Annotated in this window: 15 protein-coding genes; 7 read left to right on the forward strand and 8 right to left on the reverse strand. The window is 63.1% G+C overall.

The features are described 5' to 3' along the window. Positions 1–65 precede the first annotated feature (65 nt). From ACR64R_RS10020 to ACR64R_RS10035, 4 genes are all read left to right on the forward strand, one after another. Positions 66–593: a hypothetical protein gene (locus ACR64R_RS10020; protein WP_487361481.1), complete on the forward strand. Its 528-nt coding sequence runs from the start codon at positions 66–68 to the stop codon at positions 591–593. Positions 594–693: 100 nt separating this feature from the next. Further along, complete coding sequence (locus ACR64R_RS10025) at positions 694–927, forward strand: BolA/IbaG family iron-sulfur metabolism protein (protein WP_006206026.1); 234 nt, start codon at positions 694–696, stop codon at positions 925–927. Between the two features lie 176 nt (positions 928–1,103). Beyond that, the gene (grxD, locus tag ACR64R_RS10030; protein ID WP_487361482.1) at positions 1,104–1,439 is read left to right on the forward strand and encodes a Grx4 family monothiol glutaredoxin; all 336 of its coding nucleotides are present in this window, start codon (positions 1,104–1,106) and stop codon (positions 1,437–1,439) included. A 209-nt stretch (positions 1,440–1,648) separates the two neighbouring features. Then, positions 1,649–2,872, forward strand: a complete 1,224-nt coding sequence (locus tag ACR64R_RS10035; protein ID WP_487362408.1) for a multidrug effflux MFS transporter — start codon at positions 1,649–1,651, stop codon at positions 2,870–2,872. Between the two features lie 47 nt (positions 2,873–2,919). On the opposite strand, the gene ACR64R_RS10040 is transcribed toward ACR64R_RS10035, so the two are convergent. The 4 genes from ACR64R_RS10040 to ACR64R_RS10055 all read right to left on the reverse strand — a co-directional run bounded on the left by ACR64R_RS10040 (position 2,920) and on the right by ACR64R_RS10055 (position 5,934). Beyond that, complete coding sequence (locus ACR64R_RS10040) at positions 2,920–3,747, reverse strand: inositol monophosphatase family protein (RefSeq protein WP_487361483.1); 828 nt, start codon at positions 3,745–3,747, stop codon at positions 2,920–2,922. Next, a complete protein-coding gene (gene ttcA / locus ACR64R_RS10045; protein WP_487361484.1) occupies positions 3,737–4,642 on the reverse strand; it encodes a tRNA 2-thiocytidine(32) synthetase TtcA in 906 nt (301 codons plus the stop codon). Before ttcA ends, ACR64R_RS10040 begins: the two co-directional genes overlap by 11 nt. Positions 4,643–4,750: 108 nt before the next feature. Next, positions 4,751–5,368 carry a 30S ribosomal protein S4 gene (gene rpsD / locus ACR64R_RS10050; RefSeq protein WP_040981269.1) on the reverse strand — a complete coding sequence of 206 codons (618 nt, stop codon included), beginning with the start codon at positions 5,366–5,368 and terminating at the stop codon, positions 4,751–4,753. A 383-nt stretch (positions 5,369–5,751) separates the two neighbouring features. Further along, positions 5,752–5,934, reverse strand: coding sequence for a DUF3008 family protein (locus tag ACR64R_RS10055; RefSeq protein ID WP_487361485.1), 183 nt, complete (start codon positions 5,932–5,934; stop codon positions 5,752–5,754). Positions 5,935–6,068: 134 nt separating this feature from the next. Here ACR64R_RS10055 and ACR64R_RS10060 point away from each other — a divergent pair, with 134 nt between their 5' ends. Continuing rightward, positions 6,069–7,460 (forward strand): RNB domain-containing ribonuclease, encoded by a 1,392-nt coding sequence (locus ACR64R_RS10060; protein ID WP_487361486.1) that lies wholly within the window; start codon positions 6,069–6,071, stop codon positions 7,458–7,460. 156 nt (positions 7,461–7,616) lie between these two features. Here ACR64R_RS10060 and murI read toward each other — a convergent pair whose 3' ends face one another. Together murI and ACR64R_RS10070 are read right to left on the reverse strand one after the other, a co-directional pair. Then, on the reverse strand, positions 7,617–8,417 hold the full coding sequence (murI, locus tag ACR64R_RS10065) for a glutamate racemase (RefSeq protein WP_487361487.1): 801 nt from the start codon (positions 8,415–8,417) through the stop codon (positions 7,617–7,619). Between the two features lie 135 nt (positions 8,418–8,552). Then, positions 8,553–9,395 (reverse strand): RNA methyltransferase, encoded by an 843-nt coding sequence (locus ACR64R_RS10070; protein ID WP_487362409.1) that lies wholly within the window; start codon positions 9,393–9,395, stop codon positions 8,553–8,555. A gap of 208 nt (positions 9,396–9,603) precedes the next feature. Here ACR64R_RS10070 and ACR64R_RS10075 point away from each other — a divergent pair, with 208 nt between their 5' ends. Further along, positions 9,604–10,815, forward strand: a complete 1,212-nt coding sequence (locus tag ACR64R_RS10075; protein WP_487361488.1) for an NADP-dependent isocitrate dehydrogenase — start codon at positions 9,604–9,606, stop codon at positions 10,813–10,815. Between the two features lie 86 nt (positions 10,816–10,901). Then, on the forward strand, positions 10,902–11,528 hold the full coding sequence (locus ACR64R_RS10080; RefSeq protein WP_487361489.1) for a glutathione S-transferase family protein: 627 nt from the start codon (positions 10,902–10,904) through the stop codon (positions 11,526–11,528). Between the two features lie 219 nt (positions 11,529–11,747). On the opposite strand, the gene alaS is transcribed toward ACR64R_RS10080, so the two are convergent. Further along, a complete protein-coding gene (alaS, locus tag ACR64R_RS10085) occupies positions 11,748–14,414 on the reverse strand; it encodes an alanine--tRNA ligase (RefSeq protein WP_487361490.1) in 2,667 nt (888 codons plus the stop codon). A 296-nt stretch (positions 14,415–14,710) separates the two neighbouring features. Further along, positions 14,711–15,808 (reverse strand): recombinase RecA, encoded by a 1,098-nt coding sequence (gene recA, locus ACR64R_RS10090; RefSeq protein ID WP_095818535.1) that lies wholly within the window; start codon positions 15,806–15,808, stop codon positions 14,711–14,713. Positions 15,809–15,968 lie beyond the last annotated feature (160 nt).

The raw sequence follows: 15,968 nt of genomic DNA on the forward strand, positions 1-15,968 counted from the left end.
GCGGTTTCGGGAAAAAGACATGCTTACGACAAAAGACTTAAATCATGCCGCATAAATCCTTTTTTATGCGACATGATCTAACCGCCAGGGCGCTGATTGCAGTCGCCTTCTGGCCGTGCCTGTTCTTCTTCTGGTTTCTCGGACCGTTCGTCCTGTTCCTTTTGGCGACGACCTCGAGCGAGGTATGTCCGTTGCTGGAAACCCGCGCGCAATTCCTTGCCGCGGCCAACGACACGCTGCCGATGCTCGTCGTTCAGAACCTGATCTATGCGGTTCCGATCGTCTGCCTGGTGCTCTGGAACAGGCTTTCTCCGGAGCCTGCGCGGGCAAGGCAGGTCGCCACCTGCATCAAGCTCTTCGTCGCTGCGGCAGCGATCGGGGCGGTTTGGGACTATGGCTCGTCCCTGGCCTGCGACGGCTACGGCCAGGCCTTCTTCTCGCCGGCCTGGCGGATGACGAGCTACCTCCCCGTCGCAGGCCTGGTGATCAACATTCCGCTCTATGTTCTGGTCTTCAGCGTCGGCCGCGCCTATTCAACGCGCGATGACATTACGGAAGACGGCGTGGTTCATTCCAGGCAGGATGACCAGTAGGCTTCCGTCGCCGACGGGACGGCTTCTATCCGGACCGGAAAGGCTTTAGGCTCGCCCCGAGTCACGAACACCGCCTGCCCGCTTGAAACAGGATTTTGCCATGGCAATGGATGCCCACGATATAGAAAAACTGATCAAGGAAGGCATTCCGGACGCCAAGGTGACGATCCGCGATCTGGCCGGCGACGGCGACCACTACGCAGCCGAGGTTGTCGCGGAGAGTTTCCGGGGCAAGAGCCGCGTGCAGCAGCATCAGATGGTCTATGACGCGCTGAAGGGCAATATGGGCGGCGTGTTGCATGCGCTGGCGCTGCAGACCAGCGTTCCCGATTAAGAGGCGCCGCGCGCTCGCGCGTTCCGCATGCCGCCCGCAGCGGCTTAGCCCAAAATCGCGATATCCCTTGCGCCATTGGCCTGGTGTCGCGGCTAACGTCTTGTTTCAGCCAACCTATGGGTTTATTTGAAGGACATGTTTCGAGCCTGACTCCCACAGGCATGAAAGGATTCTCCATGACCGGCATCAACGACTACATCGACAATGAAGTGAAGAGCAACGACGTGGTGCTCTTCATGAAGGGCACGCCCGGCTTCCCGCAATGCGGGTTCTCCGGCCAGGTGGTGCAGATCCTCGATTACATCGGGGCCGACTACAAAGGCGTGAACGTCCTCGACTCGGCCGAACTGCGCCAGGGCATCAAGGAATATTCCAACTGGCCGACCATCCCGCAGCTCTATGTGAAGGGCGAATTCGTCGGCGGTTGCGACATCGTGCGCGAGATGTTCCAGGCCGGCGAGTTGCAGGACTTCCTGGTCGAGAAGGGCGTCAGCGTCAAAGGCGCGGCCTGATTTATCGGTTTTGCTCGCCGGCGCGCGGAGGCCAACCCTCCGACCGGTAAGCCTCGCCCGGGGCCGCCCCCACCTCGGCAATCGTGAACCCGAACTATCGGGGATGAGACGAACCAGCGCGCCGGCAAGCCGGCGCTTGTTCGTTTGAAAGATCGGACTTTGCCGTGGACAAGCAGGTAGAAGCGTCGCAACGGGCAGGCAGCTTGCCCATTCCGCGCTGGGAATTCATCGCGCTATGCGCGGCGCTCATGGCGCTCAACTCCCTGGCCATCGACATCATGCTGCCGGCCCTCCAGCAGATCGGCGCCTCGCTTGGCGTGGAGAGCGAGAACCACCGCCAGTATGTCATCACGGCCTATATGCTCGGCTTCGGCGGCGGACAGCTCTTGTTCGGTCCCATTTCGGATCGCTTTGGACGCCGCGCGCCGCTCGTCTTTGGCCTTGTCGTCTATGTCGTGGCCGCCGCCGCCGCCGCCATAGCGCCCAGTTTCGCCCTTTTGCTGACCTGGCGCTTCATCCAGGGCATCGGCGCCGCGGCGACCCGCGTCATCGCCGTCTCGATCGTGCGCGACACGTTCGAAGGCCGACGTATGGCCGAGGTGATGTCGCTGATCTTCATGGTGTTCATGGCCATCCCGGTCATCGCTCCCGGCATCGGCCAATTCGTCATGCTGTTCGCCAGTTGGCACTGGATCTTCGTGACCATGGCCATTGGGGCGTTGATCGTTTCGACCTGGGCTCTGCTGCGCTTGCCGGAGACGCTGCATCCTGAATATCGCCGTCAGCTCACGGTAGCATCCGTGCTCGGCGGCTTCCGCATCGTGCTCACCAATCGGCTCACGCTTTGCTACGCCTTTGCCAGCACGTTCATCTTCGCTGCCATGTTCGGCTTCATCAGCTCGGCACAGCAGATCTACATCGATGTGTTCCATGTCGGCGAATTGTTCCCGGTGATCTTTGCCGGCGTGGCGGGCGTGCTTGCCTTCTCCAACTATCTCAATTCGCGTCTGGTCGGACAGATAGGCATGCGCCGCCTCTCGCAAGGCGCGCTGCTCATCTTCCTGTGCATCAGCCTTACCTGGCTGGTGGTCTCATTGGAAATGCAGATGCCACTCTGGCTCTTCGTGACCTTCTTTGCCGGCGCTATGCTGCCGTTCGGCGGACTGGGCGCGAATTTCAACGCTCTGGCCATGGAGCCGCTCGGCGAACTTGCCGGCACGGCGGCATCCATCCTGGGCTTCATGCAGACCTTCCTCGGCGCACTTATCGGCGCGGCTATCGGACAGGCCTTCAACGGCACGGTTACGCCTCTCGCGGCCGGCTTCTGCAGCGTCTCGGTCGCGGCCTTGCTGATGATCCTGATTGCGGAGCGGGGCAGGATGTTCCAGCCCCACAATCCCCCCGTTTCGGGGCACGTCACCGATCTGCACTGAATAACGTAGGCCGGCAACCCTGTCGGCCGCCGGCACGGGTATTGGCCCTACTCAGCCCAGAGCTCGCGGCGCAACTCGTCCCAACTTGCCTTGTCCGGCGCGACCAGCAGGCCCCCATCGACATGCGACGGCAGATAGGCGCTGCCATCGATCCGCGCGACGTGGCCGCCGGCCTCCTGATGGATAAGAGCGCCGGCCAGGTGATCCCACGGCATCAGCTTGTTGTAGACGACGAAATGCGCATGCCCGCTGGCCAGCAGCCGGTATTCATGCGCTGCGCAGCGATAGGCGAACTGCGACAGCGTCTTGGTCTGGTTGCGAGCGAGCCGCGAGCGCTCGGGCTCATTGAGAAACTGCCAGGAAACCGCGCCCGTCATCTGCGACAAAGGCACCGGTTCCGCGACGCCAACCCTCTCCCGCGCGCCATCTGCGTGGTGGATATGACTGCCGGCACCCCTGGCGCCGATCAGCCAGTCCTTGCCGACCGGATCATGGATGATGCCCGCGACCGTCTCGCCGTTGACGACGACGCCGGCCATGACCCCGAACAGCGGCACGCCGGAAGCGAAGTTGAAGGTGCCGTCGACCGGATCGATGACGAAGGCGAGTTCGGCGTCGCCGAGGCCGCCAAGCAGCGCCGGGTTGTCCGAGCAAGCTTCCTCGCCAACCACCATGGCGTCGGGATAGCGTTCGCGCAGCCTGGCGGTGATCAGCCTTTCGGCGTTGACGTCCGCCTCGGTCACGAGGTCGGCGGCGGACGTCTTCTGGCGCACGTCGCCCTCGCCCAGCCGGCGGAAGCGCGGCATGATTTCGGCCCTGGCCGCTTCGGCAAGAAGCTCGGCCAGCCAGTCGATCGCCTGATCGTCAAATCTCATCGGTAACATCTTGTCCTGGGTTTTCGTCGAGTCCCGCGAAGTCGAACAGTTTCCTGTCCAGCAGATGCGAGGGCCGCACATTGGTCATGGCGCGGATCATCGTGTCCTTGCGGCCCGGCATGCGCTTCTCGATGTCGTCGAGCATCGCCTTCATGGCGTTACGCTGCAGCCCTTCCTGGCTGCCGCAAAGATCGCAGGGAATGATCGGGAATTGCATCGCGTTGGCAAATTTTTCGAGATCTGCCTCGGCGCTATAGGCGAGCGGCCGCAGCACCATGACGTCGCCCTCGTCATTGAGGAGCTTTGGCGGCATGGCGGCAAGGCGCCCGCCGTGGAACAGGTTCATGAAGAAAGTTTCCAGGATGTCCTCGCGGTGGTGGCCGAGCACCAGCGCGGAACACCCCTCCTCCCGCGCGATGCGGTAGAGATGGCCGCGCCGCAGCCGCGAGCAGAGCGAGCAATAGGTGCTGCCCTCGGGCAACTTGTCGGTCACCACGGAATAGGTGTCCTGATACTCGATGCGGTGCTGAATGCCGTTCGCATTGAGATAGTCTGGCAGGATGTGTTTGGGAAAATTCGGTTGGCCCTGGTCGAGGTTGCAGGCAAGCAGTTCGACCGGCAGCAGGCCGCGCCATTTGAGGTCGAGCAAAAGCGCAAGCAGGCCGTAGGAATCTTTGCCGCCTGACAATGCCACCAGCCAGCGCTGGCCCGGCTTCACCATGGCGAAGTCCTCGATCGCCTGGCGCGTCAGTCTGAGCAGCCTTTTGCGCAGCTTGTTGAACTCGACCGAGGACGGCACATCGCGGAACAGCGGATGGAAGCCGCCCTCGGCTTCTTCGCCGATCTGTTCGACGGACTTGACGTCGAGTGACTTGGTGTCCGGCAGCATGTTCATGGCGCTGATGCCCAACGGTCCTGTTGACGTCCGCCTTAGCGGACATGGCCAGCAAAGAAAAGGCCGCCTCGACGGGCGGCCTTTGATATTGCGGCTGAAAGTGTTCGATCAGCGCGAGTAGAATTCGACGACCAGGTTCGGTTCCATCTGCACGGCGAACGGAACGTCCGACAGGCCCGGAACGCGCGCGAAGGTCGCGGTCATCTTGTTGTGATCGGCTTCGATGTAGTCCGGCACGTCGCGCTCGGCGAGAGCCACCGATTCCAGCACGATGACGAGCTGCTTCGACTTCTCGCGCACCTCGATCACGTCACCCGGCTTGCAGCGATACGAACCGATATTGGTGCGCTTGCCGTTGACGTTGACATGGCCGTGATTGACGAACTGACGGGCGGCGAAGATGGTCGGCACGAACTTGGCGCGATAGACGATCGCGTCGAGGCGCGACTCCAGCAGGCCGATCAGGTTCTCGGAGGTATCGCCCTTGCGGCGGTTGGCCTCTTCATAGACCTTGCGGAACTGCTTTTCCGAAACGTCGCCATAGTGGCCCTTCAGCTTCTGCTTGGCGCGCAGCTGCAGGCCGAAGTCGGAAAGCTTGCCCTTGCGGCGCTGGCCGTGCTGGCCTGGGCCGTATTCACGCTTGTTGACCGGGGACTTCGGGCGGCCCCAGATGTTTTCGCCGAGACGGCGGTCGATCTTGTATTTCGCGGATTCGCGCTTGCTCATCGCATTCCCTTTCAAAACAACGTACCCGGAAACCCCACGGCTCCGGGCGAAGGAAACGCGCCCTCCTCTGGCCCCCGTTTTCGAGGCCTGACAGGGTTTTCCACGCAAAGCGACGGAAAACCCACGGGACACGTCAAAAGAAACCACCGGGCGTCGCCACCCGGTGTTGGTGGGCCTGTTAAAGATAGATTTAACCGCTGTCAAGCTTACGGCTGGCCGCGAGGTCCGCAACTCTATTGCATTCTGCACGTTGCATGCGATGCCAGCCATGGCGGAGCCATCGGGACGGAACCGGGCATCTTAAGATCCGAACACCCTGGTGGCGTCACTGATTTTGCGGCAAGGAGCCGACGGAGGCCGCGGGTTTCATTCGATCTCCCGATCTAAGACTTTTTGCTGGGCAGGCCCTTGCGCTTGGTGTCGGCGAATTCCTCGAGCTGCTTCTCGCTCATCGAGTCATACATTTCGCGCGAAGCGCCTTTGAGCTCGCTTTTCCTGGTCTCGCCACGTTTGGCCGAAAGCGCCGCGCCGGCGGCCTTTTGCTGGGCTTGCGATCTGGCGGGCATGACGGTTTCTCCTTTGCTGTGATTGAAAACGCCGCGTCTCGGCACCGGTTCCGGCGTTGACGGCTCAGTCCATCGGCATCGGCGATTCTCTTTGGAGCCTTCCAGCACCCTGAGCGCCAGTGTAGGACAGCGGCATGAAATCGCTGACCGATCCTTCACAGGCACTTTCCACCGGGCTCTCGAAGATCCGCACCGAATTCCATGTCCCGGATGGTTTCCCGCCGGAGGTGGCTGCCACGGCGGAAGCAGCGGCCAAACGTGCGCCCGACCAGCATGCCGACAGGACAGCGATGTCCTTCGTCACGCTCGATCCGGCGAGTTCCACCGATCTTGACCAGGCCTTCTCGATCGACGCCACCGGTGGCGATCTTCTCCTCCATTATGCCATTGCCGACGTGGCCTGGTTCGCCGAGGACGGCGACGTGGTCGACCTCGAAGCCTGGAGCCGGGGCGAGACGCTTTATTTGCCGGACGGCAAGGCCGGGCTCTATCCGCCGGTGCTTGCCGAGGGTGCGGCAAGCTTGTTGCCCGACGGGCCGCGTCCGGCAATCATCTTCACCATCCGTGTCGCCGGGGACGGCGCGGTGAAGCTCGACGCCGCGGAGCGGGCAATCATTAAAAGCCGCGCCAAGCTCGCTTATGACAGCGTGCAGGCCTCGGACCTTCCAGCCGGATTCGCGGAACTGGCGCGGCGCATGGCCGCAAACGAAGAACGCCGCGGCGCTTCGCGTGTGGACCCGCCCGAGCAGGAGGTGGAGAAGCTTGCCGATGGCACGTTCCGGCTTTCGTTCCGGCCGCTCCTGCAATCCGAGCAGGACAACGCCGCGCTTTCGTTGGCCGCCAATATGGCGATTGCGGACGCCATGCTGGCGCACAAGACCGGGTTGTTCCGGGTGATGTCGGGGCCGGATGCGTCCAAAGTGCAAAGACTGCGCAACGCGGCACAGGCGCTCGGCCTGTCCTGGCCTGCCTCCACCAGCCTCAGCGACTTTCAGCGCACGCTCGATCCGACCGATCCGAGGCAGGCCGCGCTCATGCTGGAAATCCGCCGCGCGGGCAACGGCGCGTCCTACCAGGCCTACCAGGAGGGCGTCGTCCCCTGGCATGAAGCGTTGGCCGCCACCTACGCCCACGCCACCGCGCCGCTCAGGCGGCTGGCCGACCGCTACGTCGTGCGCTGCGCGCTGGCGATCGCCAACGGCCAGACAGTGCCGCAGGCAGTCACCGATGCCTTCGCCAGATTGCCGAAGGTGATGGGGCGCGCGGATGCCCGCGCTTCGCAGATCAACCACGCTGCGATCGACCTCGCCGAGGCGGTCATGCTCAAGGGGCGCGAGGGCGAGACTTTCAAGGCGGTCGTAACCGACATCGTCGACCATGGCGTCCGCGCGCAGCTTGCCGACATACCTGTCGTGGCCAACGTCAAGGCCTCCGGGCTCAGGGAGGGCGAGGATCTCACGCTAAAGCTGGTCTCGGCTGATCCGGATCAGCGCAGCGTCGTCTTCGAGCCTGCCGCATCTGATTGAGTCACGGATATTCCAGCACATGCTGAGATTCAGGCCGGGCCCAGTCGAAAATGGCAGGTTCCGAGAACCGGAGCGGAGCGCGCTTGAAGTTTCGTGAGCACCGGAAGCGCATCAACCGGCAATTGCAGAACGGCGTCACCTGAATATCAACGCGGCCTAACGTGCGGCCAGCCCAAAACCCTGAATCAACCGCCTCGTGGCGAAATCCACCTTCCCTGAGGTGAAGATGGCAAGGTCGGGCTCGCTGTCGCCAGATGTCTCAGCGGCCGGCTCGAGCAACGACATGGCACGCCGCGCGATCGCCTCGGCCGGATCGATCCAGTCGACTGGCCAGGGCGCGGTCTTGCGCATGCGGTTGACGAGAAACGGGTAATGCGTGCAGGCAAGCACGACGATGTCGGTGCGGTTGCCCTCCCGTTCGATGAAACAGGGCGCGATTTCGGCCCGTACAGCCTCCTCGTCCACAAAGCCCTGGCGCATATAGATCTCGGCGAGGCCAGCCAGCCGGTCGCTGCCTACCAGGCGCACATGACACTTTTGCGCCCATTTGCTGATCAGATCTCGGGTGTACTGCCGCTTCACCGTGCCGGGCGTCGCCAGCACCGAGACGAGGCCCGAGCGCGTGCGTTCGGCGGCGGGCTTGATCGCCGGCACCGTGCCCACGAAAGGATGGCCAGGAAACTTCTCGCGCAGCGCATCGATCACCAGCGTCGAGGCTGTGTTGCAGGCAATGACCGAAATCGCCGGCTGCAGTCGGTCGAGCAACTTGCCGAACAGCGTAAGGATATGTTCCTTGAGCGCCGGCTCCTCCCAGGCGCCGTAAGGAAAAGCCGCATCGTCTGCGACATAGACGAAGCGACGGTCCGGCATGAGCACGCGCGCTTCCCGCAGCACGGTCAGCCCGCCAACGCCGGAATCGAACATCAGGATCGGGCGTTGGCTTGATCGATCGCTCATCTTTGTCGAACCTTAAGGAGGAACTTGGCCCGTGATCGGCCAGCGACGCTCTTATCGTGAATGATCATGGTGCCGAAATGGCAAAGCCCAGCAGCCTTTGCGCAGCTCGTAATCGTGCGCGCCCTTCTCCACGGTTCAGCTATAATCATCCTTCGCTCGCACGCCGGCCGGCAGCCGCCTCGGATCGTCCCCGGGCGACCCGTCGCCGCGCGGCATGGCCGGTGAAAACCTGTCCAGCGACGAGATGATGCCGCGCAGAACCTTGAGCTCCGGCTCGGCGAAGCCGGCGCGCGTCAGCACGGCGCGCAGATTGTCGACCATCTTCGGTTTCTTTTCTTGCGGACGAAAGTAGCCCCGCGCCTCCAGCGCGTTCTCAAGATAGGCGAACAGGCTGTGCAACTGCTCTTTGGTGGCCGGCGCCAGCTCGGGCCCGGAGAAATTGGTCTGGGTCTCGTCGGCGAGGCCGGACTTCATCCATTCATAGGACATCAAAAGCACTGCCTGGGCAATGTTGAGCGAGGAGAAGCCGGGATCGACCGGAAAGGTGACGATCTCGTCAGCGAGCCCGACCTCGTCATTATAGAGGCCGAAGCGCTCGCGGCCGAACAGGATGCCGGTGCGTAGCCCTGCCTCAGCACGCGCCCTGAGCGCCCTGCCCGCTTCCACCGGCCCACGCACCGGCTTGAAGCCGTCGCGCTCGCGCGCCGTTGTGGCGAAGACGAAGTTGAGATCGGCAACCGCCGAGGCCAGATCGTCGAAGACCCTGGTGGCGTCGATGACGTGGTCGGCGCGGCTCGCCGCCGCGCGCGCCTTCTCGCTCGGCCAGCCGTCACGCGGGTTCACCAGCCTGAGCTCGGAAAGGCCAAAATTAGCCATGGCGCGCGCGACCATGCCGATATTCTCGCCGAGCTGCGGCTCGACCAGGATGATCGCCGGTCCGGCGGAAGCGGTGTTGGCTGTATTTTCGGTGGCTGGCATGGTCATCGGTAACCGGAGTTTGCGGCGTTTCGGCGTCCCCTGCCACATCCGGCCCGGAAAATGAAGCATTCACAACAGCGGCACCCTTCCGGCACGGCGCGGATCGCGGTTTGCGCGCTGAAAAAGCCTTTGATATACGCTCCGCATCCGCGGCCGAAACCATGCGGGCAAGGCCGTTCAAATTCCCCAGCAACGAGGCATTCTTTCCATGGCGAAGATCAAGGTGGCGAACCCGGTCGTCGAGCTCGACGGCGACGAGATGACCCGCATCATCTGGCAGTTCATCAAGGACAAGCTGATCCACCCTTATCTCGACCTGAAGCTTGAGTATTACGACCTCGGCATCGAGAACCGCGACGCCACCAACGACCAGGTGACCATCGACTCGGCCAACGCCATCAAGAAATACGGCGTCGGCGTGAAATGCGCGACGATCACCCCCGACGAGGCCCGGGTCGAGGAATTCAAGCTGAAGAAGATGTGGAAGTCGCCCAACGGCACCATCCGCAACATCCTCGGCGGCACCATCTTCCGCGAGCCGATCATCATGAAGAACGTGCCGCGCCTGGTGCCGGGCTGGACCAAGCCGATCGTTGTCGGCCGTCATGCCTTCGGCGACCAGTATCGCGCCACCGACTTCCGCTTCCCCGGCAAGGGCAAGCTGACGATCAAGTTCGTCGGCGAGGACGGCCAGGTGATCGAGCACGAGGTCTATGACGCGCCGGGCGCCGGCGTCGCCATGGCCATGTACAATCTCGACGAGTCGATCCGCGAGTTCGCCCGCGCCTCGCTGAATTACGGCCTGCTGCGCAACTTCCCGGTCTATCTGTCGACCAAGAACACCATCCTCAAGGCCTATGACGGCCGCTTCAAGGACATCTTCCAGGAGGTCTACGAGAAGGAGTTCGAGGCCGAGTTCAAGGCGAGGAAGCTCTGGTACGAGCACCGCCTGATCGACGACATGGTCGCTTCGAGCCTGAAATGGTCGGGCGGCTATGTCTGGGCGTGCAAGAACTATGACGGCGACGTGCAGTCCGACACGGTCGCGCAAGGGTTCGGCTCGCTCGGCCTGATGACCTCGGTGCTGATGACGCCGGACGGCAAGACGGTGGAAGCTGAAGCCGCGCACGGCACCGTGACCCGCCACTATCGCCAGCACCAGAAGGGCGAGGAAACCTCGACCAATTCGATCGCCTCGATCTTCGCCTGGACGCGCGGCCTCGCCCACCGCGCCAAGCTCGACGACAACGCCGAGCTGAAGCGCTTCGCCGAGACGCTGGAGAAGGTCTGCATCCAAACCGTGGAGTCCGGCTTCATGACCAAGGACCTGTCGCTGCTGATCGGCCCCGACCAGCCCTGGCTTTCCACCACCGGCTTCCTCGACAAGATCGACGAGAACCTCCAGAAGGCCATGGGGTGAGAAGCGGTGCGCGAAGTGCATGAAAAGCCCCGAAATGGACCTTTCATGCGACGAACGCCGGGAGCCATAGCGGAGGGCCGGGCCGGATGAAGAAACCGATCCTCTATGGCGCCGATTACAGCGTCTATGTGCGCATCGCGCGCATGACGCTGGAGGAAAAGGGCGTCGACCATGAACTCGTCCCGCTCGACATTTTCGCGGCCGAGGGCGTTCCGGACTGGTATCTCGAACACCACCCGTTCGGCCGCATCCCGGCCTTCGAACATGACGGCTTCCGGCTGTTCGAGACCAGCGCCATCGCACGCTACATCGATGAGGCTTTTGCCGGTCCGGCCCTGCAGCCCGCCGACGCGCGTGGTCGTGCGAGGATCAGCCAGATCGCCGGCATGCTCGACGCTTATGGCTATCGCGCCATGGTATGGGACGTCGCGGTCGAGCGGCTGGAGAAGATGCCGGCCGACGAGACACTGATCGCCAGCGGGCTCAGCCGGGCCGAAGCCGTGCTCAGAGTGCTGACGTCACTCAAGGCAAAAGGCCCCTGGCTGCTCGGCGATCAATTGACGTTGGCAGACCTGCACGCGGCGCCGATCATCGGCTACTTCGTCAAAGTCGCCGAGGGCCGCGATCTGCTGGCGCGCTTTCCCGAAATGCAGGATTGGTATCAGCGGACTGCCACCCACCCGAGCTTCGTGCAGACCGAAAAGGTCACCTAGCTCGAGCAAACCACCTCAACGTCGACGCTGCCCCCAATTGCCCTGCCGAGCATTTCTCCCCGTAAACGGGGATAAATAAGCCGGCCGCAACGTTGGCGATTAGCGAAAGCCATGAGACAGCCCCTTCTCCCGTTCAACGGGGAAAGATAGCAGCAGCCAAATCAGGGGCGGCGCCACCTCGGAGAGTGGGAACCTGCTTACCTTAAGCCGGCCGTCGGCCTAAGCCGCTTCGAGCGCCGCCTTGACCGCCGCGATCGCGTCGTTGGCCTTGGAGGCGTCTGGGCCGCCGGCCTGCGCCATGTCGGGACGCCCTCCGCCACCCTGCCCGCCGAGCGCGGCGGACGCGACGCGCACCAGATCGACGGCGCTGAAGCGGCCGGTCAGATCGTCGGTGACGCCGACGACCACGCTCGCCTTGTTGTCCTCGCCGGCGCCGACGAAAACGACCACGCCGGAGCCGAGCGTCTTCTTGCCGGCATCCGCCAGCGGCTTCAGGTCCTTCGGCGCCACGCCGGTGACCGCCTTGCCAAGGAAGCCGACGCCGGCGACCGTCTCGTTCGCGGCCGCATCGGCAACGGTCGAACCGCCGCCCAGCGCCAGTTTCTTGCGCGCCTCGGTCAGTTCCTTCTCGAGCTTCTTGCGCTCCTCGAGCAGCGCTTCGACGCGTGACGGCACGTCGGCCGGCGATATCTTGAGGGTCGCCGCAGCCGCCTTCAGCCGCCTGTCCTGCTCGTCGAGATGCCTGCGCGCCGCTTCTCCGGTCAGCGCTTCGATGCGTCGCACGCCAGCCGCGACCGCGCTGTCCGATAGGATGCGCACCAGGCCGATATCTCCGGTCGACTTCACATGCGTGCCGCCGCAAAGCTCGACGGAATAGGGACGATTGGCCTTGGCGCCATGCAGGCCGGTGCCCATCGACACGACGCGCACCTCGTCGCCATATTTCTCGCCGAACAGCGCCATGGCGCCCTCGGCAATCGCGTCGTCGACCGACATCAGCCTCGTCGTCACCGGGCTGTTCTGCACGACGATCTCGTTGGCCATGCGCTCGACCTCGTCGAGCTCATCGGCCGAGATCGGCTTGTTGTGCGAAATGTCGAAGCGCAGGCGATCGGGCGCGACCAACGAGCCCTTCTGCGCGACATGAGTGCCTAGCACCTCGCGCAGCGCCTCGTGGATGAGATGCGTCGCGGAATGGTTGGCGCGCAGCTTCGAGCGGCGGCCGTGGTCGACCTTGAGCTCCACGGCGGCACCGGTCTTGACCGTGCCTTTAGCCACCTTGCCGATATGCACGAACAGGCCGTCGGCCTTCTTCTGCGTATCGGAAATCTCGATCGAGAAGCCGTCGCCTAAGATAACACCGGTGTCGCCCATCTGGCCGCCGGATTCGCCGTAGAACGGCGTCTGGTTGACGACCACGGCGACCGCATCGCCCTGGCCCGCGCTGTCGATGGTTTTGCCGTCCTTGACCAGCGCCTGGACGATGCCTTCCGCAGCTTCAGTCTCGTAGCCGAGGAACTCGGTCGCGCCGGTCTTTTCGCGCACCGAGAACCATACCGTCTCGGTCGCAGCCTCGCCCGAGCCCGCCCAATGCGCGCGCGCCTCGGCTTTCTGCCGCTCCATCGCGTCGGTGAAGCCGGCGATGTCGACCGAAATGCTGCGCTGGCGCAACGCGTCCTGCGTCAGGTCGAGCGGAAAGCCGTAGGTATCGTAGAGCTTGAAAGCCGTCTCTCCGTCGAGCATGTCGCCGGCGTGCAGCGTCTCGGTGGCGTCGGACAGCAGGCCGAGCCCGCGCACCAGCGTCTTGCGGAAGCGTGTTTCCTCTAGCTTCAGCGTCTCGGTGATCAGCGCCTCGCCGCGCACCAGTTCGGGATAGGCCTGACCCATTTCGCGCACCAGCGCAGGCACCAGCTGCCACATCAACGGCTCCTTGGCGCCGAGCAGCTGAGCATGGCGCATGGCGCGGCGCATGATGCGGCGCAGCACATAACCGCGCCCCTCGTTGGACGGCAGCACGCCATCCGCCACCAGGAAAGAGGACGAGCGCAGATGATCGGCGATCACGCGATACGATGCGACGTTCTCCTGGTTCGGCCCCTGCCCGAGCGCGGAGGATGCCGCATCGATCAGGTGCCTGAACAGGTCGGTTTCGAAGACACTCTCGACGCCCTGCAGGATGGAGGCCATGCGCTCCAGGCCCATGCCGGTGTCGATCGAAGGACGCGGCAGGTCGATGCGCTCTTCCTTCGTCACCTGCTCGTACTGCATGAACACCAGGTTCCAGAATTCCAGGAACCGGTCGCCGTCTTCCTCCGGGCTGCCGGGCGGGCCGCCCCAGATACGCTCGCCGCGATCGATGAAGATCTCCGAGCAAGGGCCGCACGGGCCGGTGTCGCCCATCGCCCAGAAATTGTCCGAGGTAGGAATCCGGATGATGCGGTCATCCGAGAAGCCGGCGATCTTCTTCCAGTAAGCCGCGGCCTCGTCGTCGGTGTGATAGACGGTGACGAGCAGCTTGTCCTTCTTCAGCCCGAAACCCTTGGTGATCAGGTTCCAGGCAAGCTCGATCGCGCGCTCCTTGAAATAGTCGCCGAACGAGAAATTGCCGAGCATCTCGAAGAAGGTGAGATGGCGCGCGGTGTAGCCGACATTGTCGAGGTCGTTGTGCTTGCCTCCGGCGCGCACGCTCTTCTGCGCAGTCGCGGCGCGCGAATAGGGACGCTTCTCCAATCCGGTGAAGACGTTCTTGAACTGCACCATGCCGGCATTGGTGAACATCAGCGTCGGATCGTTGCGCGGCACCAGCGGGCTGGAGGCGACGATCTCGTGGCCCTCCTTGCGGAAGTAGTCGAGGAATGTCGACCGGATGTCGTTGACGCCACTCATTGCATACTGCCTTTTTCGCAAGAACCACCGGCCCGGCCGGCGGCAAATGGGCTTTGGTATTACTGAAGATAGATGGGCCTTTTAGCGATAGCTCTTGAGCCTGTCCAGAAACACGCGGTTAGACCAATCAGCAAGCGAGCGGCAGCTCGACATTGTCCGCAAAACGCAAAACCGCCGGCGCGAAGGCCGGCGGTTCGGGTACGCAGTACTCAAGAACTCGATTACATAAGCATAAGCCGATAAACCAGGATTGTGACCAAACTCCGGCTAAGCCGACTGGTTGCGGGCAACGCGCCCTACATGGCGCCGGCTTCGTCCTCGAAACCGTCGTCGCCGCCTTCGGAGCCGCCATTCTCGAGGAATTTCTCGGCGATCAGCCCGGCATTCTGCCTGAGCGCCATTTCGATCTCGCGCGCCGTGTCGGGATTGTCGCGCAGGAACAGCTTGGCGTTCTCGCGACCCTGGCCCAGACGCTGCGAATTATAGGAGAACCAGGCGCCCGACTTCTCGACCACGCCGGCCTTGACGCCGAGATCGACGAGCTCGCCGGTCTTGGACACGCCCTCGCCATACATGATGTCGAACTCGACCACCTTGAAGGGCGGAGCCAGCTTGTTCTTGACCACCTTGACGCGGGTCTGGTTGCCGACCACCTCGTCGCGGTCCTTGACCGAGCCGATGCGGCGGATGTCGAGGCGCACCGAGGCGTAGAATTTCAGCGCGTTGCCGCCCGTGGTCGTCTCGGGCGAGCCGAACATGACGCCGATCTTCATGCGGATCTGGTTGATGAAGATGACCATGGTGTTGGATCGCGAGATCGAGGCGGTCAGCTTGCGCAGCGCCTGGCTCATCAGGCGTGCTTGAAGACCGGGCAGCGCGTCGCCCATCTCGCCTTCGATTTCGGCGCGCGGCGTCAATGCCGCGACCGAGTCGACCACCAGCACGTCGATGGCGCCCGAGCGCACCAGCGTGTCGCAGATTTCCAGCGCCTGCTCGCCTGTGTCGGGCTGCGAGATCAGGAGGTTTTCCAGGTCGACGCCGAGCTTGCGGGCATAGACCGGATCGAGCGCGTGCTCGGCATCGACGAAGGCGCAGATGCCGCCCTTCTTCTGGGCCTCCGCGACCGTATGCAGTGCCAGCGTCGTCTTGCCCGAGCTTTCCGGCCCGTAAATCTCGATGATGCGGCCGCGCGGCAGGCCGCCGACGCCAAGCGCGATGTCGAGACCGAGCGAGCCGGTCGGCACGGTTTCGATCTCGACCACCTTCTCGTTGGCGCCGAGCCGCATGATCGAGCCCTTGCCGAAAGCGCGCTCGATCTGCGACAGCGCCGCGTCCAGAGCCTTTGATTTGTCCACTGCCTTATCCTCTACAAGCCGCAAAGTATTCTGAGCCATGATACATCACCCCTTGGTCGTCAATGAAGGCCGGACAATCCGTGATCCCTACCATTTTGTACCTTTTTTGTTCTCATTTGGCAAGGGGCGATAGCTATTTGAAAAACAATCAATATCTTGATTTGTTCTATTTTTGTCTCACCAGGACTGGTGCAGACCG

It is taken from the genome of Mesorhizobium sp. MC2-1-1 (genome assembly GCF_057597255.1).

Bases quoted from the DNA above. Each gene is read 5' to 3' on its own strand.
- ACR64R_RS10020 (WP_487361481.1), top strand. From the start codon at position 66: ATGCGACATGATCTAACCGCCAGGGCGCTGATTGCAGTCGCCTTCTGG.
- ACR64R_RS10025 (WP_006206026.1), top strand. From the start codon at position 694: ATGGCAATGGATGCCCACGATATAGAAAAACTGATCAAGGAAGGCATT.
- grxD (WP_487361482.1), top strand. From the start codon at position 1,104: ATGACCGGCATCAACGACTACATCGACAATGAAGTGAAGAGCAACGAC.
- ACR64R_RS10040 (WP_487361483.1), bottom strand. From the start codon at position 3,747: ATGAGATTTGACGATCAGGCGATCGACTGGCTGGCCGAGCTTCTTGCC.
- ttcA (WP_487361484.1), bottom strand. From the start codon at position 4,642: ATGAACATGCTGCCGGACACCAAGTCACTCGACGTCAAGTCCGTCGAA.
- rpsD (WP_040981269.1), bottom strand. From the start codon at position 5,368: ATGAGCAAGCGCGAATCCGCGAAATACAAGATCGACCGCCGTCTCGGC.
- ACR64R_RS10055 (WP_487361485.1), bottom strand. From the start codon at position 5,934: ATGCCCGCCAGATCGCAAGCCCAGCAAAAGGCCGCCGGCGCGGCGCTT.
- ACR64R_RS10060 (WP_487361486.1), top strand. From the start codon at position 6,069: ATGAAATCGCTGACCGATCCTTCACAGGCACTTTCCACCGGGCTCTCG.
- murI (WP_487361487.1), bottom strand. From the start codon at position 8,417: ATGAGCGATCGATCAAGCCAACGCCCGATCCTGATGTTCGATTCCGGC.
- ACR64R_RS10070 (WP_487362409.1), bottom strand. From the start codon at position 9,395: ATGCCAGCCACCGAAAATACAGCCAACACCGCTTCCGCCGGACCGGCG.
- ACR64R_RS10075 (WP_487361488.1), top strand. From the start codon at position 9,604: ATGGCGAAGATCAAGGTGGCGAACCCGGTCGTCGAGCTCGACGGCGAC.
- ACR64R_RS10080 (WP_487361489.1), top strand. From the start codon at position 10,902: ATGAAGAAACCGATCCTCTATGGCGCCGATTACAGCGTCTATGTGCGC.
- alaS (WP_487361490.1), bottom strand. From the start codon at position 14,414: ATGAGTGGCGTCAACGACATCCGGTCGACATTCCTCGACTACTTCCGC.
- recA (WP_095818535.1), bottom strand. From the start codon at position 15,808: ATGGCTCAGAATACTTTGCGGCTTGTAGAGGATAAGGCAGTGGACAAA.